Annotated in this window: 24 protein-coding genes; 19 read left to right on the top strand and 5 right to left on the bottom strand. The window is 73.2% G+C overall.

The window, feature by feature from the left end; genetic code table 11:
* Window positions 1-12: 12 nt before the first annotated feature.
* The 5 genes from IF78_RS0109230 (at window position 13) to IF78_RS0109210 (ending at window position 9,719) form a co-directional block, all read left to right on the top strand.
* On the top strand, window positions 13-2,253 hold the full coding sequence (locus IF78_RS0109230) for a YncE family protein (RefSeq protein WP_031483011.1): 2,241 nt from the start codon (window positions 13-15) through the stop codon (window positions 2,251-2,253).
* The gene (locus IF78_RS0109225; RefSeq protein ID WP_234439839.1) at window positions 2,250-3,194 is read left to right on the top strand and encodes an AAA family ATPase; all 945 of its coding nucleotides are present in this window, start codon (window positions 2,250-2,252) and stop codon (window positions 3,192-3,194) included. The genes IF78_RS0109230 and IF78_RS0109225 overlap by 4 nt, the downstream gene beginning before the upstream one ends.
* Window positions 3,194-4,351 (top strand): DUF58 domain-containing protein, encoded by a 1,158-nt coding sequence (locus tag IF78_RS0109220; protein WP_031498117.1) that lies wholly within the window; start codon window positions 3,194-3,196, stop codon window positions 4,349-4,351. Before IF78_RS0109225 ends, IF78_RS0109220 begins: the two co-directional genes overlap by 1 nt.
* Window positions 4,348-6,579 (top strand): transglutaminase TgpA family protein, encoded by a 2,232-nt coding sequence (locus IF78_RS0109215; protein ID WP_051827615.1) that lies wholly within the window; start codon window positions 4,348-4,350, stop codon window positions 6,577-6,579. The genes IF78_RS0109220 and IF78_RS0109215 overlap by 4 nt, the downstream gene beginning before the upstream one ends.
* Before the next feature lie 119 nt (window positions 6,580-6,698).
* Window positions 6,699-9,719 carry an AfsR/SARP family transcriptional regulator gene (locus IF78_RS0109210; RefSeq protein ID WP_031498115.1) on the top strand — a complete coding sequence of 1,007 codons (3,021 nt, stop codon included), beginning with the start codon at window positions 6,699-6,701 and terminating at the stop codon, window positions 9,717-9,719.
* A 71-nt stretch (window positions 9,720-9,790) separates the two neighbouring features.
* Here IF78_RS0109210 and IF78_RS0109205 read toward each other — a convergent pair whose 3' ends face one another.
* Both IF78_RS0109205 and IF78_RS0109200 read right to left on the bottom strand, forming a co-directional pair.
* Window positions 9,791-10,594, bottom strand: a complete 804-nt coding sequence (locus IF78_RS0109205; RefSeq protein ID WP_031483021.1) for a cutinase family protein — start codon at window positions 10,592-10,594, stop codon at window positions 9,791-9,793.
* Between the two features lie 132 nt (window positions 10,595-10,726).
* Window positions 10,727-11,503, bottom strand: coding sequence for an Fpg/Nei family DNA glycosylase (locus IF78_RS0109200; RefSeq protein WP_031483023.1), 777 nt, complete (start codon window positions 11,501-11,503; stop codon window positions 10,727-10,729).
* Window positions 11,504-11,704: 201 nt separating this feature from the next.
* Between IF78_RS0109200 and IF78_RS0109195 the strand changes: the two genes are divergently transcribed.
* A complete protein-coding gene (locus tag IF78_RS0109195; RefSeq protein ID WP_031483025.1) occupies window positions 11,705-12,115 on the top strand; it encodes a hypothetical protein in 411 nt (136 codons plus the stop codon).
* Window positions 12,116-12,198: 83 nt separating this feature from the next.
* Complete coding sequence (locus IF78_RS0109185; protein WP_051827607.1) at window positions 12,199-12,918, top strand: DUF6766 family protein; 720 nt, start codon at window positions 12,199-12,201, stop codon at window positions 12,916-12,918.
* A gap of 149 nt (window positions 12,919-13,067) precedes the next feature.
* On the opposite strand, the gene IF78_RS0109180 is transcribed toward IF78_RS0109185, so the two are convergent.
* The 3 genes from IF78_RS0109180 to IF78_RS0109165 all read right to left on the bottom strand — a co-directional run bounded on the left by IF78_RS0109180 (window position 13,068) and on the right by IF78_RS0109165 (window position 16,034).
* Window positions 13,068-14,264 (bottom strand): NAD(P)/FAD-dependent oxidoreductase, encoded by a 1,197-nt coding sequence (locus IF78_RS0109180; RefSeq protein ID WP_031483029.1) that lies wholly within the window; start codon window positions 14,262-14,264, stop codon window positions 13,068-13,070.
* A gap of 115 nt (window positions 14,265-14,379) precedes the next feature.
* Window positions 14,380-15,327, bottom strand: coding sequence for an RNA polymerase sigma-70 factor (locus IF78_RS0109175; RefSeq protein ID WP_031483031.1), 948 nt, complete (start codon window positions 15,325-15,327; stop codon window positions 14,380-14,382).
* 230 nt (window positions 15,328-15,557) lie between these two features.
* Window positions 15,558-16,034: an SRPBCC family protein gene (locus tag IF78_RS0109165; protein ID WP_031483033.1), complete on the bottom strand. Its 477-nt coding sequence runs from the start codon at window positions 16,032-16,034 to the stop codon at window positions 15,558-15,560.
* 157 nt (window positions 16,035-16,191) lie between these two features.
* On the opposite strand from IF78_RS0109165, the gene IF78_RS0109160 reads away from it, so the two are divergent.
* From IF78_RS0109160 to IF78_RS0109105, 12 genes are all read left to right on the top strand, one after another.
* On the top strand, window positions 16,192-17,718 hold the full coding sequence (locus tag IF78_RS0109160; RefSeq protein WP_031483035.1) for an FAD-dependent oxidoreductase: 1,527 nt from the start codon (window positions 16,192-16,194) through the stop codon (window positions 17,716-17,718).
* A 157-nt stretch (window positions 17,719-17,875) separates the two neighbouring features.
* Window positions 17,876-18,055, top strand: coding sequence for a hypothetical protein (locus IF78_RS0109155; protein WP_031483037.1), 180 nt, complete (start codon window positions 17,876-17,878; stop codon window positions 18,053-18,055).
* Between the two features lie 50 nt (window positions 18,056-18,105).
* Complete coding sequence (locus IF78_RS0109150) at window positions 18,106-18,783, top strand: HemK2/MTQ2 family protein methyltransferase (RefSeq protein WP_031483039.1); 678 nt, start codon at window positions 18,106-18,108, stop codon at window positions 18,781-18,783.
* Window positions 18,767-18,988, top strand: coding sequence for a CDGSH iron-sulfur domain-containing protein (locus tag IF78_RS0109145; RefSeq protein ID WP_031483041.1), 222 nt, complete (start codon window positions 18,767-18,769; stop codon window positions 18,986-18,988). Before IF78_RS0109150 ends, IF78_RS0109145 begins: the two co-directional genes overlap by 17 nt.
* Window positions 18,985-20,046, top strand: a complete 1,062-nt coding sequence (locus tag IF78_RS0109140; protein WP_031483044.1) for an iron-containing redox enzyme family protein — start codon at window positions 18,985-18,987, stop codon at window positions 20,044-20,046. Before IF78_RS0109145 ends, IF78_RS0109140 begins: the two co-directional genes overlap by 4 nt.
* Complete coding sequence (locus IF78_RS0109135; protein WP_031483045.1) at window positions 20,043-21,071, top strand: Ppx/GppA family phosphatase; 1,029 nt, start codon at window positions 20,043-20,045, stop codon at window positions 21,069-21,071. The genes IF78_RS0109140 and IF78_RS0109135 overlap by 4 nt, the downstream gene beginning before the upstream one ends.
* A 261-nt stretch (window positions 21,072-21,332) precedes the next feature.
* Window positions 21,333-22,805 carry an aminotransferase class I/II-fold pyridoxal phosphate-dependent enzyme gene (locus IF78_RS0109130; protein WP_031483047.1) on the top strand — a complete coding sequence of 491 codons (1,473 nt, stop codon included), beginning with the start codon at window positions 21,333-21,335 and terminating at the stop codon, window positions 22,803-22,805.
* A 187-nt stretch (window positions 22,806-22,992) separates the two neighbouring features.
* Entirely contained in the window at window positions 22,993-23,949 is a 957-nt protein-coding gene (locus IF78_RS0109125) for a TIGR03557 family F420-dependent LLM class oxidoreductase (RefSeq protein WP_031483049.1), read from the top strand.
* 25 nt (window positions 23,950-23,974) lie between these two features.
* Window positions 23,975-24,568, top strand: coding sequence for a cysteine hydrolase family protein (locus tag IF78_RS0109120; protein WP_031483051.1), 594 nt, complete (start codon window positions 23,975-23,977; stop codon window positions 24,566-24,568).
* 260 nt (window positions 24,569-24,828) lie between these two features.
* Entirely contained in the window at window positions 24,829-25,398 is a 570-nt protein-coding gene (locus IF78_RS0109115; protein ID WP_031483054.1) for a DinB family protein, read from the top strand.
* Between the two features lie 135 nt (window positions 25,399-25,533).
* Window positions 25,534-25,854: a GYD domain-containing protein gene (locus IF78_RS0109110; protein ID WP_031483055.1), complete on the top strand. Its 321-nt coding sequence runs from the start codon at window positions 25,534-25,536 to the stop codon at window positions 25,852-25,854.
* Between the two features lie 222 nt (window positions 25,855-26,076).
* Window positions 26,077-26,553, top strand: coding sequence for a signal peptide protein (locus IF78_RS0109105; protein ID WP_324617276.1), 477 nt, complete (start codon window positions 26,077-26,079; stop codon window positions 26,551-26,553).
* The last annotated feature ends 71 nt before the right edge of the window (window positions 26,554-26,624 follow it).

Below are 26,624 nucleotides of genomic sequence, written 5' to 3'. Positions count from 1 at the left end.
GGGGGGCGAGTGATGCCGGGGGAGCACGGGACGACCGCGACGGTGGCCGCCAAGCGGCCGGATCTCCGATTACGTTGTGCGGCACTGGCCACGGCCGCCTGGGCACGGCTGCGGCCGACCGGCAACCGCGTCACCGGCTACATCGCCGTCGGCGCGGTCGGCGCGCTCATCGGCACCTCGCTCGCCGTCGGAGCCGGCGCGTCCGGCACCCGGCCCAGGCTCGCCGACATCGGTGCCTGGCTGGTGAGCAGCGAGAAGGGCGAGGTCGCCCACGCCCACGGTCTGACCGGTGCTGTGGACGGCAAGGTGGTTCTGCCGGCCGGGATGGCGGGCCACCCGGTCTCCGTCGCGCGGGACGGCGACACCACTCTGGTGCTGGATGAGCGGACGGGCCGCGTGGTGCGGATCGACGCCGCCCAGCTGACCGCCGAGCAGTCGGCCGACTACGGCGCGGCGGGACTGCAACTCGTCTCCGGCGGCGCGTATGCGTATGTCGTGGACCCCGCGCAGGGCACCGTCCAGCGGATCGATCCGGCGCTGACGACGCCCGAGGGACCGCCCGTGGAACTGGGCGGCAGGCCGGGAGCCGCAGTGGTGGACGGGGACGGCACGCTGTGGGTGCCGCTGCCGGACGAGGGAACCGTGGTGCCGTTCGTCGAGGGGCGCAAGAGCACTGCGGTGAAAGTCGCCGAAGCGGGCCACGACCTGACGCTGACCCTGGCCGGCGGCCGCCCCGTGGTGACCGACAGGACCGCCGCCGCGATGAAGGTGCTGACGGTCGGGGGCGTGCAGGGCACGTTCGACCTCGGCGAGGCGATCGCCGGGGCCGACCCGGCCGACGTCCTGGTGCCGGCGGGCACGGACGGCTCCGCGGTGCCGGTGCTGGCCGCCGGCAGCGGGGATCTGGTGGTCGTGGACGTCCGCAGCAGGGGCACCACACACGCCCGCATGCCGGTGGAAGGCCACGATCTGGGAGCACCCCAACCGCTCGGCAAGCGGGTCCACATACCCGACGAGTCCACCGGCAGGCTGCTGGTGTACGACACCTCCCTCTCCGCTCCCGCCGAACCGGTGCCGGTCACCGACGGGGCGGGTGAGCTCGAACTCTTCGTGCGCGACGGCCTGTTGTGGGTGAACGACCAGGACGGTGCCGCAGCCGCGGTGATCGACGCCGACGGCGAGGTCAGGCACATCGGCAAGTACGGGGCGGATGCGCCCTCCGCGCGCGGGCCCGGGGACGGGCCGGTCGAGGACAGCGTGCCGACGGGCGCCCCCGCCACCTGGGTTCAGCAGCAGGGGGCATCCCCGGGTGGGACGGCTCCAGGGCCGGGTGCCCCCTCCGGCGGTGCTTCCGGCGACCCGTCCGACGGTGCTTCCGGAGAGACGTCCGGGCCCAGGCCGACGCAGCCGGAACCCGAACCCGGGGCCCCGGGATCACCGCAGGCCGAGTCGCGGTCGGGCGCCATCCGCATCACCTTCGCCGAGGCGTTGGGGGCGACTCCGCGACGCTATGTCCTCAAGGGGGCGGCGCCGGACCAGACCGTCACCCCGGAGGAGATCGGCTCCGACGGCCCGTTCACCTTCGAGGTCAGGGGCGGGTCGTGCGAGGAGCAGTACAGCTTCACCGTGGTCGCGGAGTACGGCGTGGGGAAGCCGAGCAAGGAGTCCGCGCCCTCGGCGTTCGCGCGCCCGTGCGTCGCACCGGGGGCACCACGGGAGCTCACCTTCACTCCCGCCCAGGGCGGGCACGGCGGCACGGTGACCTGGCAGCCGCCACAGGGCGCCGACGGCTCGGTGACGTACACGATCAACGGGCCCGGCGGGACGGCGGAGGCCACGGGGCTCAGTCACAGTTACGCGAACCTGCCGAACGGCAGGATCAGCAGTGTGGCGGTGATGGCGGGCAACGCCGCCGGAGCGGGTGCGGCGGCGTCCGGGTGGATCGACCTGCGCCCGCCCGCTCAGCGGATGAACATCGTGCACAACAGGCCCGACGGGCGCGATCTCGGGATCCGTACGCTGCCCCACAGCACGCAGGGCGCCCGGGCAGGGGCCATCCCCAGCGGGCAGAACCCCGAGGTCACGGTCCACTGCAACACGAAGGGCCAGGAGATCACGTACGAGTCGAAGACGACTGACGTCTGGGCCCGCCTCACCTACTACGACCCCGCCCTCGGCAAGGACATCACCGGGTACGTCACCGACCACTTCGTGGAGTCCCGCCTCAACCCCGACGTCTGGGAATGCGAATGACCTTCGCCGAAACCTTCCACACCCTCGCCGACAACGTCGAGCGCGTCGTCAAAGGAAAGCGCGACACCATCGAACTGGCCCTGACCTGCCTGTTCGCCGAAGGGCACCTCCTCATCGAGGACGTCCCCGGCACCGGCAAGACCACTCTCGCCCGCTGTCTGGCCGCCTCCATCGAGGCGGACTTCGCGCGGGTGCAGTTCACCCCGGACCTGCTGCCCTCCGACATCACGGGCGTCACCGTCTACCGGCAGAACACCGGCGTGTTCGAGTTCCTCCCCGGCCCGGTCTTCGCCAACATCGTGCTCGGCGACGAGATCAACCGTGCCTCTCCCAAGACCCAGTCCGCGCTGCTGGAGGTGATGGAGGAGCGCCGCGTCACCGCCGACGGCACCACGCACCCGGTGCCGCGCCCGTTCATGGTGCTCGCCACGCAGAACTCGGTGGACATGGGCGGCACTTACCCACTGCCGGAAGCCCAACTCGACCGCTTCCTGATGCGGATCACCGTCGGCTACCCGGATCTCGCCTCCGAGGTCGCGGTCCTCAAAGGGGCGGGCGCCGACACCACCCCCGAGTCGCTGACCCCGGTCGCCACGGCGCGGGAGATCGCGGAGCTGGTGAAGGCCGCGGCCGAGGTACAGGTGGCCGACGCGCTGTACGACTACCTGGTGCGGGTGGTGGCGGCGACCCGTTCCCTTCCCGGCGTACGCCTCGGTGCCTCGCCGCGCGGCTCCGTCGCCCTGCTGCGCGCGGTCCGGGTGCGTGCGGCCTCGCAGTCCCGGCCGTACGCGTTCCCCGAGGACGTCAAGGCGCTGGCCGGGCCCGTCCTCGCACACCGGCTGATCCTCACCCCGGAGGCCGAGCTGAGCGGCCGCACCGGCACGGACGTGATCGACGAGGTGCTGGCCACGGTGGAGCTGGACCGCGGGGCACGCGTCTGATGCTGTCGGCCACCGGGTGGGGCGCGCTGACCGGCGGCGCGGCGCTGACCGCCGTCGGCTACGGGTTCGGGTACGGCGAGGCCGCCGCGCTCGGCGTGACCTGTCTGCTGGCCGTCGCCGTCGCCGCCCTGGGGGCGCTGCCCGCACCCGTGCTGGGCGCCGAGCGGCGGATCGCGCCGAGCCGGGTGGGCCGGGGCGATCCCGCCGAGGGCGTTGTCGTCCTCACCAACACCGGGGGCCGCACCCGGCGGGGCCTGCGTGCCGTCGACCGGTGCGGGGAACGGGACATCACCGTCGACGTGCCGCCGCTGCGGCCGGGTACGTCCCACGAGCTGCGGTACGCGCTGCCCACCGCCCGCCGCGGCCGGGTCCCGGTGGGGCCGCTGCGGCTGGAGCGCACCGACCCCCTCGGACTCGTCCGCCGTATGCGCCCGTACGGCGACCCGGACACGCTGCTCGTACGGCCCCGGGTGTGCCCGCTGCCCGTGCTGCCGTCCGGGCAGGCGCACCATGTGGAGGGCCCGTCCTCCGACACCGCCGACGGCGGCTCGCTGACCTTCCACGCGCTGCGCGAGTACGTGCTCGGCGACGACCTGCGGCGGGTCCACTGGCCGTCGACGGCCCGCACCGGCACGTTGATGGTCCGTCAGATGGTCGATGTCCCGCTCCCGCACACCACGCTCGCGCTCGACACCCGGCGGCGCGCCTACGCCGCGGAGGACGACTTCGAACTGGCCGTGGACTGCGCGGCCTCCATCGCGTACGCCGCCGCCCGCCACCACTTCCCCGTGCACCTGGTCAGCGAGGCGGGACCGCTCCTGCACACCGACGGCTCGGGCAGCGACGGCGAGGCGCTCCTGGACGGGCTGGCCGTCGTGCGCCGTTCGGACCTGGCGTTCCTGGCCGCCGCCTTCGACGGCCTGGAGAACCATCGCGGGGGCGGGGCGCTGGTCGTCGTCACGGGCACCGGTGACACGCCGGGGCTCAGCGCCGTCGAGCGGGTACGGCGCCGCTTCGACCGCGTGACCGTGCTGCGCGTCGGCGCCGAGGCCGCGGCCACCCGCGATGTGTCCGGACCCGGTTCCGACGTACCGCAGTTGCGTGTCGCGTCGCTGGACGAACTGCCGGCCGGCTGGCGCCGGGAGGCCGTGCGATGAGCACCACCGCGGGGGAGCCCGACCGGGCCCGGCGGCTGTGGTCGCTGCTGCCCGTGGCCGCGCTGTCCTGCTCCGCGGGGTACGGGTTCGTCCGGGTCTTCCCGCCGTCCGAGCTGCTTGCGGTGCTGGCGGTGGCCGTGGTCGCCCCGATCGTCCTGTCGTCGGTGCTGTCCGGTCTGCTCGGCCGCCGGGCCCGCTCGCCGGCGACCACGCCGCTGTGGCCCTCCGTGCTGCTGACGGTCGCCGCATGGGCCGTCGTCGTCAGTGCGACGCTGTTCCACGAGGTGAGCGACGGCCTGCCGGGCGGGCCCGCGCTGCGCGCCGCGTGGTCCGCGCTGCTCGACGCCCCGCACGCGCTGCTCTCCACCATCCTGCCCGCGCCCGGCGAGCCCGAGTTGCTGGTGCTGCCGCACGCCGTCGTATGGACGGCCACCGCCGTCTCCGCGGAACTCGCCCTGCGCACCCGCGCCCCGCTGCTCCCAGCCCTCCCGGCGGTCCTCGCCTTCGGCTTCCCGCTGGTCCTCGGGGCGGACGGCCCGGGATCGGCGTACCCGGCCGCGGGCGCGCTCGCCGGGGCCGCCGCACTGCTGGTGCTGGTGCGTTCACGGGCCCGGCTGCCACTGCACGCCATGGCTCTCCGGCTGCCGGCCGTGGTCGCGCCCGGCCTCCTCGCGGGACTGCTCGGCCCGCACCTGCCCGGTCTCGGCGCCCCCTACGACCTGCGCGAGGCGGTCACGCCGCCGACCGTACGGCCGCAGTCCACCAGCCCGCTGGACCAGGTCGCCGCCTGGATGCGCAACGGCGACGAGAGGGTCTTCGCCGTACGGACGTCGGGCGCGGACCCCGGGAACTACCGGCTGGCGGTCCTCGACCGCTACGACGGGACGACCTGGTCCAGCGGCGCCGGGATGACCCGTACCGGTGGCCGGGTCCCGGTGGAGAAGGGCGCCGCACCGGGCCGTACCAGAACGCTCGAACAGCGTTTCACCGTGCAGTCGTTGCCCGGCATCTGGCTCCCCGCCGCCGACCGGCCCTCGTCCGTGCGCACGCCCGAGGGCACGGTCCTGTCCGTCGACCGGGACAGCGGAACGCTCTCCACCGGAGAGGCGGTCCCACGCGGCTTCACCTACACCGCGATCTCCCACCTCCCCGTGTACGACGCCGAGCGGCTGCGGTACGCGAGGGCCGCCGACGACCCGGCACGGGTGAAGCTCCCCGGCGTCGACGCGGCCGGGCAGCCGATCCCCTCCGTGCGGTCCCTCAGGAAGATCGCCGAAGCGGTGACCCGGGGCAGCACCCACCCGTACGAGCGGGCCGTGCGGCTGGCCGACTGGCTGCGCGCGACCTACCGGCTCGACCCCGAGGCGCTGCCCGGCCACACCTACCGGAGCCTGGAGTTCTTCCTGGCGGACGGCGGGCGCGGCACGTCCGAGCAGTTCGCCGCCTCGTTCGCGGTACTGGCGCGCGCCCTGGGCCTTCCCACCCGGGTGGCCGTGGGGTTCCGCCCGGGCACGCGGACCGGCCCCGACACCTGGCAGGTGCGGGGGCGGGACGTGCTGGCCTGGCCGGAGGTGGAGTTCGCCGGTGTCGGCTGGGTGCCGTTCCACCCGACGCCCGGCGAGACCGCACCGGGAGGTTCCGCCGCCGTGTCGGTGGAGGAGCCCGGGGAACGCCGGCCGGCGGACGGGAAGGCCACCGAACCGGCGCGGCCGTCGACGCCGCCGCGCACACCGGACGAGGCGGCCCCGGCCGCCGGGGGTGCGGCCGGCTCGGGTCCGCCCGTATGGCTCGCAGCCCCTGTCGCCCTGCTCCTGCTCGCCACCGCCTATGTGCTGTACGCGCTGTGGCTGCCGTACGACACGCGCCGGAGACGGCGCAACGCCCCGGACGCGCGGCGCAGGGTCCTCGGCGCCTGGCAGCAGATCACCGAACGGCTCACGGAGATCGGTCTTCCCGCCACGGGCGCGCATACGGCGCAGGAGGTCGCCGCCTTCGGTGCGGAGCGCGTGGGCGGCGCGGTGGGCCGGCGCCTGCCGGACCTGGCCACACTGGTCAACGAGGTCGAGTACGCGGGCCGCAGACCTGACACCGCGGCCGCCGACGCCGCCTGGGCGGACTGCGCCGCAGTCGAGGAGACCGTACGGCGTCACACCCCGCACCGCACCCGTCTGCTCCGCCTTCTGCGCTCGGCGGTTGCGGGCCGCCGGCCTCGTGGTGGCCGTCACTGACGGGGCGCGGAGACCGCCATGTGGTGCCGTCGTACGCGAGAGGCGCAGGTCTTGTGGTGGTCGCCGCAGGTGGACGGGCGGACGGACGCAATCCCTCGTAGGCTCCCCGGGTGCCGATCATGCGCGAGTTATGCACGGAAGCGAATGAGCGATTTCGGTTCGCTCTGCTCGGGCCGCTGCAGGCCTGGCACGGGGACACGAGTCTGGAGCCGGGGCCGGTTCGTGAACAGGCTCTCCTGGCCGCCTTGCTGCTTCGGCCGGGCAGGACGGTCAGCCGACGGCAACTGCTCGACGGGGTGTGGGGTTCGGAGCCCCCGGGGACGGGCGACAAAGTGGTTCCGGTCTATGTGCACCGATTACGCCGGCGCCTGGACGCACCCGTGAAGGGCTCGGCGGCTTCCGTGATCGAAACCGTTCCCGGCGGCTATCGCTTCGCCCCGGGAAGCGCGTGGGTGGACCTGGACCGATGCGAGGAGTTCGCCGCCGAGGGGCGGTCGGCCAGGGATTCCGGGGACCTGGACGCCGCGGTGGACGCGTGGTCCGCGGCCCTGGAACTGTTCCGCGGCGAGCCACTGGCCGGGATCCCCGGGCCCTTCGCGGAAGGCGAGCGGCTGCGGCTGACGGAGCGCCGGCTCGTACTGGTGCAGGAGAAGCTGGACTGCCGGCTCCGGTCGGGGCGGCACGCCGACGCCGTGGGCGAACTGTTCTCCCTGACGACCGCCCACCCCTACAACGAGGCGCTGGCCGCCCTGCTGATGCGCGCCCTGCACGCCGGCAACCGGCAGGCCGACGCGCTGGAGGTCTACGCCGCGTTCCGGCGCCGTCTGGTGGACGAGCAAGGGGTGGAGCCCGGCGCCGAACTGCGCCGGGCGCACGAGGCGGTACTGCGGGGCGACGCCACGTTCCCGCCCGGGGCCGACGTACGGCATCGGGACGGGACGGCACGACGACACCCAAACCCGAACCCGAACCCGAACCCGCACGCGAACGCGCCCTCGCATCCGCCGGCTCCCCGCAAGCACTGCATACGCCATGAACTGCCCGTGGAAATCGGCGACTTCATGGGCCGCGACCGCGAGCTCGGACTGCTCGTCGCGCCCGCCGACGCGCGCGTGGTCACCGTACGGGCGGTGGACGGCATGGCAGGGGTCGGGAAGACGGCCCTGGTGGTGCGCGCGGCGCGGGTGCTGCGGGAGCGGTACCCCGACGGCTGCCTGTTCGTGGAACTGCACGGGCACCGCGAGGACCGGGAGACGGTGGGGCGGCAACGCGTACTGCGCAGACTGCTGCGGGCGGTGGGTGCCGGCGAGGGGGAGGACTCCGAGGACCTGGACGAACTGGCCGCGTCGTGGCGGGCGGCGACCGCCTCCGTTCGCCTGCTGCTCGTACTCGACGACCCCCCGCGCGCCGAGCAGGTCCGGCCGCTGCTGCCCGCCGGCGCCGGCAGCATGGTGCTGGTGACCAGCCGCCGGCGCCTGACCGGGTTGGACGCGCACCGCAGGGTCTCGCTCGCCCCCCTCGACATCGACGAGGCGGCCGGCCTGCTGACCCGTATCGTCGGCGACGAGGGAGGCCGCGAGGGATCCGGCCGTGAGCGTGCGGCCGTACGCGAACTGGCGACGCTGTGCGACCGGCTTCCGCTGGCGTTGCGCATCGTCGGGGCGCGGATACAGGACCGGCCGCCGTGGGCGGTGGAAGCCCTGGTGGCGCGACTGACCGACGACGAGCGCCGACTCGACGAGCTCTCGGTGGAGGACCGCAGCGTCGAGGCCGCGTTCCGCGTCTCCTACGAGCAGCTCCCGGCCGCCGAGCAGCGTGCCTTCCGCGCCCTGGGCCTGTCGCCCACCGTGCGGCTGGACAGGCTCACGCTGGCCGCCCTGCTCGACCGGACGCCCCCCGAAGCCGAGCGCTCCCTGGAGAGTCTGGCCGACGCGAGTCTGGTGCAGCGTGTGACCGCCGACCGCTACCGGTTGCACGACCTGGTGGCGGCCTACGCCCGCCGCGTCGCCGCCGCCTCGCCCGACGAGGTCGCGGCGGCCCGCAGCGGTGTGTTCCGGCTGTACGTGGCCGCCGCCCGCAGTGCCGGCGAGTGGGGCATGTCGGCCTCCCCGGCCGACCCACGGGACAGCGGACCCTTCGTGGACTGGGAGGAGGCCACGACCTGGCTGGACGCGGCGGGCGGTGAACTGATCGACGTGATCGGCCAGGCCGTGGCCGTGGGCCATCTGGACGACGCCTGCCGGCTCGCCGAGGGCCTGGTCGACTACCTCACCCGGCAGGGCCGGTTCCACGAGTGCCGTACGGCGCTGGAGATGCTGCTGCCGATGGTCGGCGAGGCCACCGACCGGCGCATGGACTCCGCGCTGCGCACGGGCATGGGCATCATGTACGGGCTGCAGGGCCGCTACCGGCAGGCCCGCACGTGGTTCACGCAGGCGCTGGACATCAGTCGCCGGGCCGGCGACCCGCATGAGCAGGCCATGGCGGCGGCCGGTCTCGGGACGTTCGCCAATCTGGAGGGGCGGATAGCCGAGTCCATGACGCATTTCGCGGAAGTCGCCCGCCTGGCAGGCGAGTTGACGCACGACGACTGGCTCACGGGCTCGATCGCGACCCGCGTCGGCGACATCCACCACCAACTCGGCGAGTACGACAAGGCGTACGACCGCTACCTGGAGGCGATCGCCCTCGCCGAGCGGACGGGCAGCCCCAGGCTCCTCGGCAAGACCCTGCTCCGCCTCGGCGGTCTCCAACTCGACCTCGACCGGCCCGCCGAGGCGGTCGGCACCCTCCGCAAGGCGGAGAACCTGGCCGGGCGCCTCGGCGATGTCCCCCTGTACTCGGCGGTCCTCGGCAGGATGTCCACGGCCGAGGCGAGGCTGGGCAACCCGGAGGCGGCGGCCGAACTCCACCGCCGTGCGCACTCGGTGCTGGAGGAGCAGACCGGTACCGAGTCGGAGATCGCGACACGCCACCGGCTGCTCTGGAACGGGGCCGTGGCGGAAGACCTGGCGGGGGCGCGGGACTTCTTCGAGCGGGGCACCGTGCTGCCGGATGCCGACGCCAACCGGGCGAGGATCTCCCGGGTGCTGGACGAACTCGGGCGCCGACGGGGGCAGGCGGTGGCCGACGACGCGTAGTCCTCGGCCACCGGTCCCCACCCCCGTCCGACCCCCGTCCCCCGTCCTGTGTCCCCCGTCCGTCAGGAGCCCTACGCAGGGCTCCCGTCGGCGTTCCTCCACCGGATCCCGTCGCCGCCGGCGTCGCCCAGGGTCTGGGCGATGACGTTGCCCGCCTCCGGGTACTTCGGGTGCAGGGTGAAGTAGCCGGGCGCGTTCACGAGGGACGCGTCGCACACCGGGTCGCCCTTGATGCAGTACCGGGTGACCGGAATGCCGTTGAACTCGGTCGGACCGGCGCCGGGCGAGGTGAACCCGGGCACGCCCCAGCCCCTCGGGATCTGGGCCGTGAATCCGGTGCCGGGCTGCATGGGGTCGGCGTAGAGCACGCCGTTGACCTGCGAGCGCGGGATGTCGGTGCCGCCGTTGGCGATCGTCTGGAGGACCTCGTCGGCGACCTGTGCGCCCTGGGAGTAGCCGGTGATCGTGAGGGTCGCGTCCGGGTGGGCGCGGTGGGTCTCCTGTGCCACCCGCAACGCCTCTCGGTAGCCCTGCTGCACGCTGGAGTCGTAGTTCGGCGCGGTGAGGGCCTCCGGGTGGAGCTGCAGCTTGTCGTCGACGATCGAGCCGGTGGGGCCGATGAACGGGCCGGCGCTCGCCGGGTAGCACACCTTGATGGCGCGGTCGCCGAGTTGGAGGGCCGCGTTCGCGGCGTCGTAGGAGTAGGTGCAGTGGGGCGCGGGCGGTGTGGCGCCGGTGCCGCCGATCTGGATGTAGTAGTGGTCCGGCTCGGCCGCGTGCGCGGCGGACGGGGACGCGACGACGGCCCCCGCCGTCAGCGCCACCGCCACCGCCGCACCGCGAACCGCCCGTGCCATCCTGCTCGTCTTCGACATGTGCCTGATCCCCCTGGGGTTGTGGACGTGCCCGACAAGGACGGATCAGACGCTAGGTACGGCTGATCAAATATCGATGACATGCCGATGACTGCGCAGGTGGCAGGGCTGTTGGTGGGGCTGTCGGTGGGGCTACTGGCACCGCGGGCACCACACCGTGCCACGGCCTGCCACCCGGGACCGGCGCAGGGAGTTTCCGCAGCGCGGGCAGGTGGGGACGGGGTCGTCGCGGTGACCGGTGAGCCAGGAGTCCCGCGGCGGGACGCAGCCGGCGGTGACCGCGGAGCGCAGGGTGCGGCGCATGTGCGTGTACAGGCGGCGGCAGTCGGCGTCGGTGAGATCGCTCGACCGGCTCGTGGGGCGCAGCCCCGCCCGCCACAGGATCTCGTCGGCCAGGAGGTTGCCGAGCCCGGCCAGCACCGACTGGTCGATGAGGGCCGCTTTGACGCTGCCGCGGCGGACGGAGAGCACGGCCTGGAACTCCGCCCGGTCCACCGCCATGGCGTCGGGTCCCTGCCGGCCCAGCAGCCGTGCCACCTCCGACTCGTCGTCGGCCAGCCAGAGTCCCTGCAGCTTGCGCTGGTCGCGGAAGCGGAGCTGACGGTCACGGGCCAGGGTGAACAGGACGCGGTCGTGCGCCTCGACCTCGTCGCCGGGACGGCCGCAGACCAGTTGGCCGGTCATGCCGAAGTGCAGCATGAGGGTGGGGCCGCCGGTGCGGGCGAGCAGCCACTTCCCGTGCCGCTCCGGCTGGGTGAAACGCCGGCCCTCCAGCGCGTCCCGCAGCCGCCTTGTGCTCACCTCGCGCAGTACGCCGGTGTCGCGCACGTCGACGCGCTGGATGACTCTGCCCTTCGCGCAGGACTCGAGCACTCTCCGGAACCCCTCGACGTCCGGCAGCTCAGGCATGGGGTACGTCCTCTCACGCGAAGATCCACGCGCTCGGCGAGTCGGCCGCAGCCCCCTCAGAACATGGTGCCTCCGGGACGGGTCACGGCGCAGCGCGCGTCCGGTCAGTCCGCCGGTCAGTCGGCCGGGTGAGGGAATGCTGGGGCGCGGTAGCCGCTCGCTCGGGGCTCGTCGCGGTGTACTTCGATCGGAGGTGGATCGATGGCCGGGCGAGCGTGCGGTGTGGCGGTGTGCCTCCTGCTGGCCGTCGGCGGCGTCGGCGGGTGCGCCACCCCGGCGGAGCGGCGGGACGACGTGCGCGACGCCGCGGCCGCGTTCCAGGCCGCGCTGGGCGCGGAGGCGTACGACCGGGTGTGCGCCGTACTCGCGCCGGGCACCGTGGAGGAGCTGGAGGGTTCCGCCGGCAGCCCCTGCGAGGAGGCACTGCGTGCGCAGTCGCCGGTGCCGGGCGGCGCGGTGCGGCGGACGGACGTGTACGGGAACCAGGCGCGGGCGGTGCTCTCCACCGACACCCTGTTCCTCTCCCGCTTCGCCTCCGGCTGGAAGGTCGTGGCCGCCGACTGCGAGCCGCGGCCGCAGGAGCCGTACGAGTGCCGGATCAAGGGCGGGTGACGCGTGAGGATCATGTTCACCGTCATCATCGCGATCATCGCGGTCGGTCTCGCCTATCTGGCGGCCCTGGGGCTGATGCACCGATGACCGAGCACTCGTCCCGGACCACCCCGCCCAGCCACCGTGGCCTGCGGGGTTTCCTGCGGGACAACGGACTCGGGCTGTTCTTCACCGTCAGCTTCCTGCTGGCCCTGTTCGGGCAGGCGATCGCGGGCCACGCGGACTTCAACAACCAGCTGGCCACGGACGGGCTCCAGCAGATCTCGTTCGGCGAATACCTCACCACGTCCGACTTCGCCGTCGACGTGTCCGAGAACTGGCAGTCGGAGTATCTGCAGTTCTTCCTGTACGTCGGCGTGACCGTCTGGCTGCTGCAGCGCGGCTCCCCGGAGTCGAAGGAGATGCACAAGGGCGGCACCGAGTCCGACGAGGAGCAGATGGTCGGCCCGTACGCCAAGGACAGCTCGCCCAAGTGGGCCAAGGCCGGGGGATGGCGGCGGGCGGTGTACTCGAACTCGCTGCTGCTGTTCATGGGGACGGTCTTCCTGCTGTCCTGGCTCGTCCAGTCGATCACCGGCGTGGCCGCCCACAACGAACAGCGGCTACGGCAGTTGCAGGCCCCGCTGAGCTGGGCCGACTACCTCGGCTCGGCGGATTTCTGGAACCGCACCCTGCAGAACTGGCAGTCCGAGCTGCTCGCCGTGGCCTCGATGGCCGTGTTGTCGATCTACCTGCGGCAGCGGGGCTCCCCGGAGTCGAAACCGGTGGGGGCGGCGCACGGCGCCACGGGCGTGGAGGGCTGAGGGAGGGCGAGGCCGGGAACCGGCATCCTCCGCACCACCTCCGACCTCGCCTGCTGCGGACAGCAGGGGAGGAAGAGCGGGGGCGGCCGACCGGTCACCCGCCACCGACGCCCTCGCCCACCCGGCGAGGGCGCCCGTTCCGGTGTGGTTCAGGCCGGTGCCTTGACCGCCGAGGCCACCTGGCCCGGCTCCCGTACGACGCGGCGGCGTCGAGTGGGCATCCCGAATGTGGGGTTGGCGACGCCCCAGGCGGCGCCCTTGCAGACCAGTTCCTTGTAGACGGCGGCGAGCCGTCCCGTCAGGGCCGCCCGGACGGCGCGGTCGTCGGCGGTGACGTACTGGATCAGGCCTTCCTTGCGGCCCAGCGAGATGCACTGGTTGAAGTAGCGCAGCGGCACGTTCGGGAGCTTTCCGCCGGTCAGACGTGCCGTGATGGCCTCGGCGGCCTGCCACGCGGTGAAGCCGCCGGAGGCGCAGGACATCCGCAGCGGCTTGTCGCCGGCGCCCATGGCCATGGCCGCGTCGCCGATGGCGTACACGTCCGGGTGGGAGACCGAGCGCATGGTCGCGTCGACCACGATCTGGCCGGTGTCGGTGACCTCCAGGGCGGTGGCCCGCGCGATCGGATGGACGGCGAAGCCGGTGGTCCAGACGGTGACCGCGGCCGGGATCGTCGTGCCGTCGGCGGTGGTGACGTGGTCGGCCGCCACCTCGGTGACCGCGGCGTGCTCGTGCACGGTGATGCCGAGCCCGGCGAAGACCTTCCGCAGGTGCCGGGTGCCCTTGGGCGAGAGCCAGTCGCCGAGGGCGCCGCGGGCGGCGAGGGCGACGTCGAGGTCCGGGCGGGCCTCGGCGATCTCGGTGGCGGCCTCCAGACCGGTGAGACCGCCGCCGACCACGACCACGGCCTGTCCGGCGTCCAGCCGGGCCAGCCGCTCACGCAGCCGGAGGGCTCCGGGGCGGGAGGCGATCTCGTGGGCGTGCTCGGCGGTGCCGGGGACGCCGTGGTCGTTCCAGCCGCTGCCGAGGGCGTAGACGAGCGTGTCGTACGTGAGCTCCTCGGCGCCCTTGCCGTCGAGGACGGCGACGGTCTTGCGGTCGACGTCCACGCCGGTGACCTTCGCGAGCTTCAACTCGACGCCCGTGCCCGCGAACATCTCGCCGAAGGGCCGGGGCCTGAGGTCCTGGCCGACCGCGAGCTGGTGCATCCGTACGCGCTCGACGAAGTCGGGTTCGGCGTTGACGAGGGTGATGGTGACGTCCGCGCGGTGCAGCCGCCTGGCGAGGCGGCCGGCGGCGGTGACCCCGGTGTAGCCGGCTCCGAGGACGACGATGCGGTGCTGCATGTCCGTACTCCTGTCTTGGGCGGATCTTGAGCGGATTCGCCACCTGAACCGGGCAGCCCGCCGTTTCCTGACAGGAATGGAATGTGAAGCACGTCACATGCGCGGAAGGCGGTGCTCAGAAGGCGTTGAGCAGCAGCGGTTCCCCGTGGTCCATGGCCGCCCACCGCTCGGTCGCGCGGTCGAGCTTGTCGGGGTTGACCTGGTTGCGGAACCCGGCGATGCCCTCGGCGGTCACCTCCAGGCACATGACGCCGATGACCCGGCCGTCGAGGACCGCCACGATGGCCGGTTCGCCGTTGGCGGTCGTGGCGTAGACCGCGGGCGAGCCGCCGGCCAGGGCGCGCTTGGCCTCGCTCGGCTTGAACAGGCCCCGCATGAACTTCGCCACCGCGAGGGCGCCTTCGAACGCCTTGGCGCGGGCCGGGACCTTGCCGCCGCCGTCGCCGATCGAGACGGCGTCCTGGGTCAGCAGCCGTACGAGGGGCTCGGTACGGCCGCTGGTGGCGGCCGCGAGGAACTCCTCGACGATCCGCCGGGCGGCGGCCTCGTCGACCTCGGTGCGGGCCTTGCCGGCGGCGACGTGCTTCTTGGCGCGGTGAAAGATCTGCTGGCTGGCGGCCTCGGTGAGGTCGAGGATCTCGGCGATCTCCCGGTGCGGGTAGTCGAAGGCCTCCCGCAGCACGTACACCGCCCGCTCGTTCGGGGAGAGCCGCTCCAGTACGGCGAGGACCGCGTACGAGACCGACTCGCGCTGTTCGGCGGTGTCGGCCGGGCCGAGCATCGGGTCCCCGGCGAGCAGCGGTTCGGGGAGCCACTGGCCCACGTAGGTCTCGCGCCGCGCGCGGGCCGAAGTGAGCTGGTTGAGGCACAGGTTGGTGAGCACCTTCGTCAGCCAGGCCTCGGGCACCTCGACGCGGTCGACGTCGGCGGCCTGCCAGCGCAGGAACGTCTCCTGCACAACGTCCTCGGCCTCGCTCGCGGAACCGAGCAGGCGGTAGGCGATGGCCGCCAGGCGGGGCCTCGATGCCTCGAACCGGTCCACGTCGCTCAGGGTGAGGGCCATGGTCCGGATCCTAGCGTCCGACCGTCCATGGCCGAGGGCCACGGTTGCCCCGGAAGGGCAGCCGACGGACTTTCAGCCGGCCTGCCTCCTCGACGAAGACGACGACTGAGCGCCCCTTTCCGGGGCCGGCCCGCTCCACCCCAAGGCGCGCTTCCCGGCCGGGCCCGCTCCAGGGCGTGGGCCCGGCCGGGGTGTCCGCTCACGTCGGTGTGAGGGCGCGGGTGGAGCCGTCAGAGGGTGGTGCCGGGGTCCTCCGGCCGGATACGTCCGCGCCAGCCGCCGCTCTGGCCGCCGCCGCTCTCGACGTAGTCCTTGAAGCGCCGCAGGTCCCCCTTCACCCGCCGGTCGATCACGTTCAGCGCGTCCGCGCCCTTCTCGGCGACACCGGTCGGCTCCACATCCATCGTGAGCTCCACCCGCGTGTGGGTCTCGTCCAGCTCCTCGAACCGGACCGAGCCGCGCTGCTGGGTGTCTCCACCGATGGTCCGCCAGGTGATCCGGTCGTCCGCCAGCTGGTCGACGATCTCCGTGTCGAACTCGCGCCGCACCCCACCGATGCTGGTGGTCCAGTGGTTGTGCCGGTCGTCGAGCTGCCTGACCTCGTCGACGCCTTCCATGAAGGACGGGAAGTCCTCGAACTGGGTCCACTGGTCGTACGCCCTGCGGAGCGGGACCTCCACGTCGACCGATTCCTTGACCGTGCTCATCGTTCCTCCCTGGTCAGCTCTTGGCCGGGGCCGGCCGCGGTGGGCGGCTCGGCCTCCCGCGCTTGTGCGTGGCATCGGGTACCCGGGAAATCCGACGTGAAAGACCCGGGCCCGCTCGGTCCGCGTGGCATGTCACCGTGGGGGGCACTCGGCGGCCATGAACGCCACGACACAGCTGCGAGGGTCCTACTGGCTCGACACCGCGCCGCCCGGCGAACCCATGCCCCCACCGCCCGGTGACCTCACCGTCGACGTCGCCGTGGTCGGCGGCGGCATCGCGGGACTCAGCACAGCCTGGGAACTGGTACGGCGGGGCCGCGAGGTGGCCGTCCTGGAGGCGGGACGCCTCGCCGCCGGCGTCACCGGGCACACGACGGCCAAGCTCACCGCCCAGCACACCCTGGTCTACGACCACCTGCGCCGCACCCGCGGAGCGGCGGGCGCCCGGCTGTACGCCCGCTCGCAGAACGCCGCGATCCGGCACGCCGCCGGGATCGTGGAGGAGCTGGACATCGACTGCGACTGGGAGGAGGCGGCGGCCTTCACCTACGCGGAGAACCCACGGCGCGAAGGAGAGTTGCTAGCGGAGGCCGAGGCGGCACGTGAGGCCGGCCTGCCGGCCGAGTTCGTCACGGAGACGGAGCTGCCCTTCCCGGTCGCCGGGGCGGTGCGGGTGAGCGGGCAGGCCCAGTTCCATCCCCGCAAGTACCTGCTGGCGCTCGCGGACGACCTGCGCCGGCGCGGCGGCTCGGTGTACGAGGGCACCCGGGTCGTCGGCCTCGCCGAGAGCGAGCCCTGTGTGCTGACGACCGACGCGGGGGTGTCGGTGCGCGCCGGGCACGTGGTGATCGCCACGCACTATCCCGTCTTCGACCGGGCCCTGCTCTTCACCCGGCTGTCCCCGCGCCGTGAGCTGGTCGTGGCCGGGGTCGTCGACGCCGAGGGCGCGCCTCGCGACATGTACATCACCCCCGAGCGGTCCACCCGCTCCGTCCGCACGGCGCCCCTGGGCGAGGGCAAGCGTCTGCTGATCGTCACCGGGGAGCACTTCACCCCCGGCACCGCCGACGTCGAGGAACGGTTCGGCCGGCTGTCCGCCTGGGCCACGGCCCAGTTCCCGCAAGTCACCTTCACCCACCGCTGGGCCACCCAGGACAACGACTCCACCGACTCCGTCCCGCTGGTCGGCCCGCTCCACCCCGGCAGCCGACACACGTACGTGGCGACCGGGTTCGGCGGCTGGGGCATGAGCGGCGGCATCATGGCGGGCCGTCTGCTCTGCGACCTCGTCACCGGGCGCCCGGTCGAGTGGAGCGGCCTCTACGATCCCCGGCGACTGGCCTCCGTGGTCCGCGAGGGAGGGACCTTCCTGAAGCATCAGGCGCAGGTGGCCCGGCACTTCGTCGGCGACCGGATACCGCCGCTGACCGGGCCCGCGCCGGAGGACATCGCCCCCGGCGACGGCGCCGTGGTGCGGGTGGGCACCGGGCAGTACGCCGTGCACCGCGACGAGAACGGGGAGCTCCGGGCGGTCTCGGCCCGCTGTACCCATCTCGGCTGCATCGTGGCCTTCAACCGCGCCGAACAGGCGTGGGAGTGCCCGTGCCACGGCTCCCGGTTCGCCCCGGACGGCCGCATCCTGCAGGGTCCCGCGCTACGGCCGTTGAAGAAGCGCGAGCTGTGAGCGAGCCGTCGTTTCATGACCGCGGACGACGGGAACCCGGTGGGCGGCGTCAACGGGATCGCGGTCCGGCTCCCCGCCCGGATCCGGTCCCTTGGACGTGATGCCCACCAGCCCCGGCGGGCTGAGTGTTTCCGATGCAGAGAGAAGTTGAAGCGCCGTGATCGCGCGGACTGCCAAGAGGGAAGCCCTGAAGGTACCGGAGACCGGCTGGACGAAGGCCCGTCACCTGCGTGGCAAGCCCATCCGTACGTGTCTCGCCGCCGTGGAGGAAAGCGGCGGTGCCGCACGCCCGGCCCGCACGGGCGCCGAGTCGAACATCGTCCGGGGCGAGGACTGAGTACACGCCGGCCCAGGCCGCCGCAGGTACCCGGACGGGAGAACGCATCCATGAACGCCGACGCCCTCACCGCCACCCCGCGGCTGCGCTGCTGGGTGCCCCGCGGCGTGTATCCCCCGCAGACCGACACCCGGCTCCTGGGCCGGGCGATGCGCCGCGAGGGGGTCACGTCTCAGACGGACGTACTGGACCTGGGAACCGGCAGCGGCATTCTCGCGGTGGAGGCGGCCAGCCTCGGCGGACGGGTCACCGCGGTCGACATCTCCTGGCGGGCCATCGCCGCCGCCCGGCTGAACGCCCTCCTCAACGGCCAGAGCCTGCGCGTGCGCCACGGCGACCTGGCGACGGCCGTGCCCGGTCGGCGCTTCGACCTGGTGATCGCCAACCCGCCCTACGTGCCCGCCCCGGGTCCCGGGCCGCCCAGGGGCCGGGCCAGGTCCTGGGACGCCGGAACCGACGGGCGCCTGCTGATCGACCGCATCTGCGACACCGCGCCCGCGTTCCTGCGGCCGACGGGAACGCTCCTGATCGTGCACTCGCATCTGTGCGGCATCGGCGCCACGCTGAACCGACTGGCGCGGGCCGGTCTGCACGCCGAGGTCGTCGACCGGACCCTGCTGCCCTTCGGCCACGTACTGCGCTCACGGCTCGCCTGGCTGCGCGAGCAGGGGCTGCCGGCCGACGGGACGACGGAGGAGCTGGTGGTGATCCGTGCCGAACGCATCTGAACGCCCCCGCCGGATCCGCGTCCAGCGCGACGGGCCCCTGCTCATCGAGGGACCGGTCGAAGTGGTCGGCGAGGACGGCGAAGTGACGGTCTCCCGGCGCTTCACCGTGGCCGTCTGCACCTGCCGCCGAAGCCGCATCTTCCCCTGGTGCGACACCAGCCACCGGCGCCGCGACAGGCGGCGCTGCGAAGGCGAGGCCGGATGAACGGCACCCGCCTGCCGTCGCGGCGCCGCCCACCGCCGCTGCCCGAGCCCCGCGGTCCGCTCTCCGCCGCCGTGACGGCCCTGCTGCGGGGCTCGGACCCCGGCAACCCCCCGCCCCCGGCGCGCTGTTCGCCGTACGGCGACGATCTGCACCTCTGCCTTTACGTCCTCTACGAGCTGCACTACCAGGGCTTCCAGGGCGTACCCGACGAACTCGAGTGGGACGCCGGGCTGCTGGCACTGCGCGGGGCGATCGAGGACCGCTTCCTGGGCGCGCTGCGCGAGGACGTGCCGGTCGCCGGCACCGACACGGCCCGGCGGGCGCTGGACAAGCTCCAGGTCGAGCCGGTGGACGGCTCCGGCGGCGTCTCGCACTTCCTGCGCGACGAGGGCGACCTCGACCAGCTGCGTGAGTACGTCGCGCTGCGTTCCCTCTACCACCTCAAGGAGGCGGACCCGCACGCCTGGGTCCTGCCCCGACTGCACGGGCGGGCCAAGGCGGCCATGGTCGCCGTGGAGTTCGACGAGTTCGGCGCCGGCCGCGCCGACGAGATCCACGCCCAGCTGTTCGCCGACCTCATGGCGGACCTCGGGCTGAACACGGCGTACGGGCACTATGTCGACGCGGCGCACGCCGAGGCGCTGGCAACCGTCAACCTGATGTCCCTGTTCGGGCTGCACCGAGCGCTGCGCGGGGCGCTCGTCGGGCACTTCGCCGCCGTAGAGGTGACCTCGTCGCCGGCTTCGCGTCGTCTCGCCGAGGCCCTGAGCCGCGTGGGCGCGGGCCCGGCGGCCGTACGGTTCTACGCCGAGCACGTGGCGGCGGACGCCGTGCACGAGCAGGTCGTACGGCACGATGTCGTCGGCGGGCTGCTGGAGAGCGAACCGCGCCTGGAGGCCGACGTGGTGTTCGGGATCCGCGCCACCACCCGTCTCGAGGACCGCTTGGCGGACCGGCTGCTCGGCGCCTGGCACAAGGGCGGCACGGCGCTGCGCGGGGGGCGCCCGGGAGCGGGCGAGGCTTCAAACGCGTCGCCCCGGGTACTCCGGACTCCGTGAGAATCAGCGTGCTCGACACCGGTTCCAACACAGTCCGGCTTGCCGTGTGCGACGTGGGGGACGGGGTTCCGCTTCCGGTGCACACCGCGAAGTGGAAGCTGCGCCTGTCCGAACAGGTCGGCAGCGACGGCTGCCTCGGGGAAACGGCCACCGACCGTCTGGTCAAGGCACTGAACGCGGCGGCCGAGATGGCAAGGGAATGGGACGCGCCGGAACCGCTCGCGTTCGCGACGTCCGTGGTGCGCGACGCGCCCGACCGGGCGGACGTCCTGAGCGCGGTGCACAGCCGGACCGGCCTGCGGCTGCGCGTGCTGCCGGGCGAGGCGGAGGCCCGGCTGACGTTCCTGGGTGCCCGGCGCTGGATGGGCTGGCGCGCGGGCCCGCTGGCCCTGTTCGACATCGGCGGCGGCTCCCTCGAAGTGGCCTTCGGCCGTGGCAGGACACCGGAGTTCGCGGCCTCCCTCCCGCTCGGCGCCAACCGGCTCACCAACGAGTTCTTCGGCTCGACCGACCCTCCGGCGCCCGCCGAGATGGCCGCGCTGCGCCGCAAGGTCCGCCATCAACTGCGGGACGTCTCCGCCCGCATCCGCTGGGAGCATCCGCACACCGCCGTCGCCACCTCCCGCACGCTGCAGCAGCTGGGGCGGTTGTGCGGCGCCGCTCCGGGGCGGCACGGCCCGTTCGTCGACCGGGTCCTGCGCCGACGCGACCTGCGCCGGGCGATCGACCGGCTGGCCGCCCTGTCCGTCGCCGAGCGAGCCGAGTTGCCCGGCATCTCCGCCCCGCGGGCCCGGCAGAGCCTGGCGGGAGCGATCGTCGGGCACTCCGCGATGAAACTCAGCGGCGTGAAATCCCTCATGGTCTGCCCCTGGGCCCTCCGCGAGGGCATCCTCCTGCGCTACCTGGAGGACGGGGCCGACTGGTGGGCCGACCTGGAGAGCCACGTCGACGTGCGGCGGGGCGTGGACGGAACGGCGCTTCCTGCACGGCCACTTCGCGTGGCCACGCCCTCGTCCGCGCCCTGAGGGCCGCGCGACCGCCGGACGCGGGACACCGGGGCGCAGGGGACGCCCGCCCACGGCGCTCGCGGGGCGGCTGCGGGGTCGAGCGCCCCTGAGTGCCGCCGAGTGCCGAGCTCGGAACAGCGGTCGCGGCACGACCACTTCGCGTGGCCACGCCCTCGTCCGCGCCCGGCCCCAAGCCGCGCCCCAAGCCCCTTCCCCATCCCCGTCCCCGCCCCCGAGACCGGCCCGCATGCCGGCCCCGCTCCGGGGAACCCGCCCCGCATGGGAGCGAACCACGCCGAGGCGCCGGTCCTGGAGGCGCTCGCCCGGTATCAGAGCTTGGAGGAGCTGGGGTTCACGCCGCCGGGTCACAAACAGGCGCGCGGCGCGGACCCGCGCGCCCGCGCGGTCCTGGGCGACGCCGTCTTCCTCGGCGACGTACTGGCGAACGGCGGCCTGGACGACCGGCTCGCGAGGAGCCGGGTCCTGACGAGGGCCGAGGACCTCATGGCCGACGCCGTGCACGCGGACCACACCTTCTTCTCGACGTGCGGCAGTTCCCTGTCCGTGAAGGCCGCCATGCTGGCGGTGACCCGCCCCGGCCACCGGCTCCTCGTCGGGCGCGACGCGCACAAGTCGGTCGTCGCCGGGCTCATCCTGTCCGGTGTCGACCCGGTGTGGGTGGAGCCCCAGTGGGACGCCGCCCGGCACCTCGCGCATCCCCCCTCCACAGCCGCCTACGAGAGGGCGTTCAGGGAGCATCCGGACGCCGACGGGGCCCTCGTCACCAGCCCCACGCCGTACGGGGCCACGGCCGACCTCGCCGGCCTCGCCGAGGTCTGTCACCGGCGCGGCAAACCGCTCGTCGTGGACGAGGCATGGGGGGCGCACCTGCCCTTCCACGAGGACCTTCCGACGTGGGCCATGGACGCCGGCGCCGACCTGTGCGTCACCAGCATCCACAAGATGGGCAGCGGCCTGGAGCAGGGCTCGGTCTTCCACCTCCAGGGCGACCTCGTCGACCCCGCCGAACTCGCCTCACGGGCCGACCTCCTGGGCACGACCAGCCCCAACGTACTGATCTACGCGGGCATCGACGCCTGGCGCCGGCAGATGGTCGAGCAGGGGACCGAACTCATCGGCCGCACCCTGGAGTTGGCGGCCCGTACCCGCTCGGCCATCGAGGCGATCGACGGCTTCCACGTCAACGACGCCGAGGACTTCTGCGGCCCGGGCCTCGCCGCCGGCCTCGACCCGCTCCCGGTCGTCATGGACGTCGGCGGCCTCGGCACCAGCGGCTACCGGGCGGGCGACTGGCTGCGGGCCCACCATCACATCGACGCCCACCTGTTCGACCACCGGCGCATCAGCACCCAGCTCACCCACGCCGACGACGAGCGGACCACGGCCCGGCTGCTCACGGCCCTGCGCGAGCTGTCCGCCCACGCCGCCGAACTGCGCGACGCCCCCGAAGTCGCCGTCCCTTCCCCGGCCGACCTGCGGACGGACCAGGTCGTCCTTCCCCGGGACGCCTATTTCGCGCGGCACGCGAAGGTCCCCGCCGCCGAAGCCGCCGGCCGGATCGCCGCCGAGATGATCACCCCCTACCCGCCCGGCATCCCCGTGGTCCTGCCCGGCGAACGGCTGACCGAGCCGGTACTGAAGTACCTGGTCACAGGGGTCGAGGCCGGAATGTTCCTGCCGGACGCGGCAGACCGGCGCCTGACCACCGTACGGGTCGTCGCGGAGAGCTGAGCGGGGCTGCTACCGGCCCCCCACCAGGGCCGAACGGTGACACCCTGGTGGCGACCGGTTCCCCGCCGAGGCCGAACGCCGAACCGCCCCGGCGCGACACCCGCCCCTTGTTAGGCCGCCCGGACCCATGGGTACTCGGCGGCGCGTCCCCGGAACCCTCACCACGCGCCGCACCTGGGAGAACGCGATGCCCGACTTCGGATACTTCCTGTCGTCCGAGGAACACGGCCCGGCAGAACTCGTCGATCAGGCCCGCATGGCCGAGCAGGCGGGCTTCGACTCACTCTGGATCTCGGACCACTACCACCCGTGGAACGACGACCAGGGCCAGAGTCCGTTCGTGTGGACGGTGATCGGCGCCCTGTCCCAGGCCGTCTCGCTGCCCGTGGAGACGGCCGTGACCTGCCCCATCCTGCGTACCCACCCCGCGGTGATCGCCCAGGCGGCCGCCACCGCCGCCGTGCAGCTGGGCGGCCGGTTCCGGCTGGGCGTCGGCACCGGCGAGGCCCTCAACGAGCACATCCTGGGCACCCACTGGCCCGAGGCGTCCGTACGCCTGGAAATGCTGGAGGAGGCGCTCCAGGTCATGCGGAAGCTGTTCACCGGCGAACAGATCAGCCACCACGGCAAGCACTACACCGTGGAGAACGCCCGCCTCTACACCCTGCCCGACGAGCCGGTGCACATCGATGTCTCCGCCTTCGGCCCGCAGGCCGCCGAGGTCGCGGCACGCATCGGCGACGGACTGATCACGACGATGCCCGACACCACCCTGGTCGAGCGCTTCCGTCGCGCCGGCGGCACCACCAAGCCGGTCTACGGAGGACCCAAGGTGTGCTGGGGCAGCGACCGGCAGGAGGCCCGGCGCACCGCGCACCGCCTGTGGGCGAACGAGCAACTGCCCGGGGAACTGGCCCAGATCCTGCCCACCCCCGCCCACTTCGAGCAGGCGTCCGGGCTGGTCACGGAGGACCAGGTGGCGTCCGCGGTGCCGTGCGGTGACGATCCGGACGAGCACATCGAGGCCCTGTCCGCGTTCGTCGACGCGGGGTTCGACACGGTGTACGTCAGCCAGATCGGCAAGGACCAGCAGGGCTTCTTCGACTTCTACCGCACGAAGATCCTGCCGCGACTGCGTGCCTGAGAGCCCTGGAGGGACGGCGAGGGCCATGAACCGGCGGAGCGGACCGAGGGGGCCGGCTCTCGTCGTGATCGACATGATCAACACCTACGACCACGAGGACGCCGACCTGCTCCTGCCGTCCGCCCGACGCGTCGTCCCGGTCCTGGCGGAACTGATCGACCGGGCCCGCGGGGCGGACGTACCGGTGATCTACGCGAACGACAACTTCGGTGTCTGGCGCTCCCATCACGGAGAACTCGTGGACACCGCGCTGGCCCGCCCGCACGCCGACCTGATCGAGCCGATACGCCCCGACGACGAGTCGCTCTTCGTGGTGAAGGCCCGCCATTCCGTCTTCTACGAGACCCCGCTGTCCTACCTCCTGTGGCGCCTCGGCGTCGGACACGTGGTGCTGACCGGCCAGGTCACCGAGCAGTGCGTCCTCTACTCCGCCCTGGACGCGCACATCCGCCACCTGGAGGTGACGGTGCCCGAGGACGCGGTCGCCTGCATCCATCCCCATCTGGCGTCCGCCGCCCTGGAGATGATGCGGCGCAACATGGGCGCCCGGATCGTCACGGCGAAGGAGATCGACTTCACCCGCCCCTTCCCCGGCCCGCCCGTCGGTGCGGCTCACTGATCCGCTGCTCCCCGTCCGCTCAGCCCAGTGGGCCGAGCTGGGCGGGGACGCGCGGGACGGCGCCGTAGCGGCGGCTGCGGTGGGCGTACCGCTCGATCACGCCCGGCCCAAAGATCACCCCGGACCGAAGTACCGCCTACCCCACCATCGGCTGATACGACCCGGCGGCCGGTTGCCGACGGCGTACGAACACGGCGTCACCGCCTGGCCGTTCGTCCGGCCGCAAACCCACTGGCGGGCCCGGGCTGTCAAGGACCAGCATGGAGCGCATGACCGACCGACCCGCACGATGGAGCCAGGCGACCGTCTACCCCGACATGTGGGTCGACCCGGACGACGACCCCCGCAACAGCGACGGAGTCAGTCCGGACGGCGAACTGGGCACACTGCAGGACTTCCTGACCAACTACCGCATGACCCTGCGGATGAAGTGCGAGGGCCTGGACGCCGAGCAGCTGGCCCGGCGGTCGGTCCCGCCGTCGACGATGTCGTTGCTCGGCCTGATCCGGCACCTCGCCGAGGTGGAACGGGACTGGCACAACTGGATCACCGACGGCGAGCCGCTGCCACAGCTGTACGGCGGACCCGACGGGGACTTCGACGGAGCCGTCGCCCAGCAGGCCGTGGTCGACGCCGCGTACGCCGATCTGGAGCGCGAGCAGGCGGCGACCGACGCCGCGCTGGCCGAGCACCCGGACCTGGACGAGCGGCTGGGCAAGGACGGCTTCGCGGTGCGCGAGCTGTGGGTGCACAGGATCGAGGAGTACGCCCGTCACTGCGGGCACGCCGACCTGCTGCGCGAGTGCGTCGACGGACGGGTGGGCCAGTGACGGATTCCGGAGCCCACGGCTGACAGCCTCTTCGGGCTGCCAACGGGTGAATCCGGCCATGCGGTGGGTGGCGGCCGGCGGAACAGCGGGAAGGGCATCTCGCGTACCGGACCAGCGAGGGGCAGGGAGCTCCCGATGCCGAAGTTCCTCATCCAGGCGAGCTACACGCCCGAGGGCACCAAGGGGCTGCTCGAGGAGGGCGCGAGTGGGCGTCGCGCTGCCGTCGACCAGGTCGTCGCCGACCTCGGCGGCGAGGTCGAGGCGATGTACTTCGCCTTCGGCGAGGACGACCTCGTGTGCATCATCGACTTCCCCGACGCCGTCTCCATGGCCGCCATCAGCCTCAGGGTCAAGGCCGGCGGCGCCCTCCGCACCCGGGCCACCCCGCTCCTCACCCTCGCCGAGATCGACGAGGCCACCCGCCGACAGGTCGCCTTCCGGGCCCCCGGCATGTAGAGGTGCGACGCCGGGGGCGCCCCGGTCGGTGAGCCATCGCAACGGCTGCTTGACGGCTGCGACGGCTGCAACTGCTGCGGTACGTCCGCCTCGGCCGTTCGGCCGATCCGCCCGCCCCCGTCCGGCACTTAGGCTGCCTGCGAAGCCCAGTTCACCCGAGCGAACTCTCCAGAGGGAACAGCGAACGTGTCGTTGAAGAACAGTCGTCTCAGGATCGCCTCCGTGGCACTCGTCGTGGCGCTCTGCGGCCTGGCCACGGCGGGCCCCGCCATGGCGGCCACGCAGCAGCCCGTCGCGGCGGCGTCCACGGGCGCGCAGGAGCTGGCCCCCGCGATCCCGACCGGCTTCGTGGACCTGCCCACGAGCGCCCTCCCGGCCGACGACGAGCCGCACGAGTTCACGGTGATCTACCGCAACGACTCCCGCGCCGACCGCACGGTCGCCCCACAGCTCCTCGTGACGTCGCCGGACGCGGGCCCGTTCCAGGACCCGGCGGACGTCAAGCTCGAGCGGCGCACCGCGCACGGCTGCTGGAAGCCCGTGCAGCTCGGCACCCAGTCGGGCGCGCTGTTCACCGACCTCACGACCGCCCGGCGCCCGCTGCACTCGGGTGAGACCCTCACGCAGGTGTACCGGCTGACCGTCGTCGATCCGGAGGCCGAGGGCACGGTGGCTCCGCGGGTCGCCCTGTACGGCTGAGGCGCCCGTGATCGGCCGGGAACTTCGTGGGGTAGGGGGGAGTTGTCAGAGGGACGCGCGGAACACGCGCC

This window comes from Streptomyces bicolor (genome assembly GCF_000719285.1).
Classification (GTDB): domain Bacteria; phylum Actinomycetota; class Actinomycetes; order Streptomycetales; family Streptomycetaceae; genus Streptomyces; species Streptomyces bicolor.
The sequence above is the reverse complement of the archived record's forward strand: the minus strand, read 5'-3'. Positions and strand labels throughout refer to the sequence as shown.

Excerpts from the sequence above, each read along its gene's own strand:
- IF78_RS0109160 (WP_031483035.1), top strand. The coding sequence starts at position 16,192 with ATGAACGCCACGACACAGCTGCGAGGGTCCTACTGGCTCGACACCGCG.
- IF78_RS0109215 (WP_051827615.1), top strand. The coding sequence starts at position 4,348 with ATGAGCACCACCGCGGGGGAGCCCGACCGGGCCCGGCGGCTGTGGTCG.
- IF78_RS0109110 (WP_031483055.1), top strand. The coding sequence starts at position 25,534 with ATGCCGAAGTTCCTCATCCAGGCGAGCTACACGCCCGAGGGCACCAAG.
- IF78_RS0109165 (WP_031483033.1), bottom strand. The coding sequence starts at position 16,034 with ATGAGCACGGTCAAGGAATCGGTCGACGTGGAGGTCCCGCTCCGCAGG.
- IF78_RS0109120 (WP_031483051.1), top strand. The coding sequence starts at position 23,975 with ATGAACCGGCGGAGCGGACCGAGGGGGCCGGCTCTCGTCGTGATCGAC.
- IF78_RS0109140 (WP_031483044.1), top strand. The coding sequence starts at position 18,985 with ATGAACGGCACCCGCCTGCCGTCGCGGCGCCGCCCACCGCCGCTGCCC.
- IF78_RS0109180 (WP_031483029.1), bottom strand. The coding sequence starts at position 14,264 with ATGCAGCACCGCATCGTCGTCCTCGGAGCCGGCTACACCGGGGTCACC.
- IF78_RS0109150 (WP_031483039.1), top strand. The coding sequence starts at position 18,106 with ATGAACGCCGACGCCCTCACCGCCACCCCGCGGCTGCGCTGCTGGGTG.
- IF78_RS0109220 (WP_031498117.1), top strand. The coding sequence starts at position 3,194 with ATGCTGTCGGCCACCGGGTGGGGCGCGCTGACCGGCGGCGCGGCGCTG.
- IF78_RS0109210 (WP_031498115.1), top strand. The coding sequence starts at position 6,699 with ATGCGCGAGTTATGCACGGAAGCGAATGAGCGATTTCGGTTCGCTCTG.
- IF78_RS0109115 (WP_031483054.1), top strand. The coding sequence starts at position 24,829 with ATGGAGCGCATGACCGACCGACCCGCACGATGGAGCCAGGCGACCGTC.
- IF78_RS0109175 (WP_031483031.1), bottom strand. The coding sequence starts at position 15,327 with ATGGCCCTCACCCTGAGCGACGTGGACCGGTTCGAGGCATCGAGGCCC.
- IF78_RS0109195 (WP_031483025.1), top strand. The coding sequence starts at position 11,705 with ATGGCCGGGCGAGCGTGCGGTGTGGCGGTGTGCCTCCTGCTGGCCGTC.
- IF78_RS0109125 (WP_031483049.1), top strand. The coding sequence starts at position 22,993 with ATGCCCGACTTCGGATACTTCCTGTCGTCCGAGGAACACGGCCCGGCA.
- IF78_RS0109130 (WP_031483047.1), top strand. The coding sequence starts at position 21,333 with ATGGGAGCGAACCACGCCGAGGCGCCGGTCCTGGAGGCGCTCGCCCGG.
- IF78_RS0109205 (WP_031483021.1), bottom strand. The coding sequence starts at position 10,594 with ATGTCGAAGACGAGCAGGATGGCACGGGCGGTTCGCGGTGCGGCGGTG.
- IF78_RS0109230 (WP_031483011.1), top strand. The coding sequence starts at position 13 with ATGCCGGGGGAGCACGGGACGACCGCGACGGTGGCCGCCAAGCGGCCG.
- IF78_RS0109225 (WP_234439839.1), top strand. The coding sequence starts at position 2,250 with ATGACCTTCGCCGAAACCTTCCACACCCTCGCCGACAACGTCGAGCGC.
- IF78_RS0109185 (WP_051827607.1), top strand. The coding sequence starts at position 12,199 with ATGACCGAGCACTCGTCCCGGACCACCCCGCCCAGCCACCGTGGCCTG.
- IF78_RS0109200 (WP_031483023.1), bottom strand. The coding sequence starts at position 11,503 with ATGCCTGAGCTGCCGGACGTCGAGGGGTTCCGGAGAGTGCTCGAGTCC.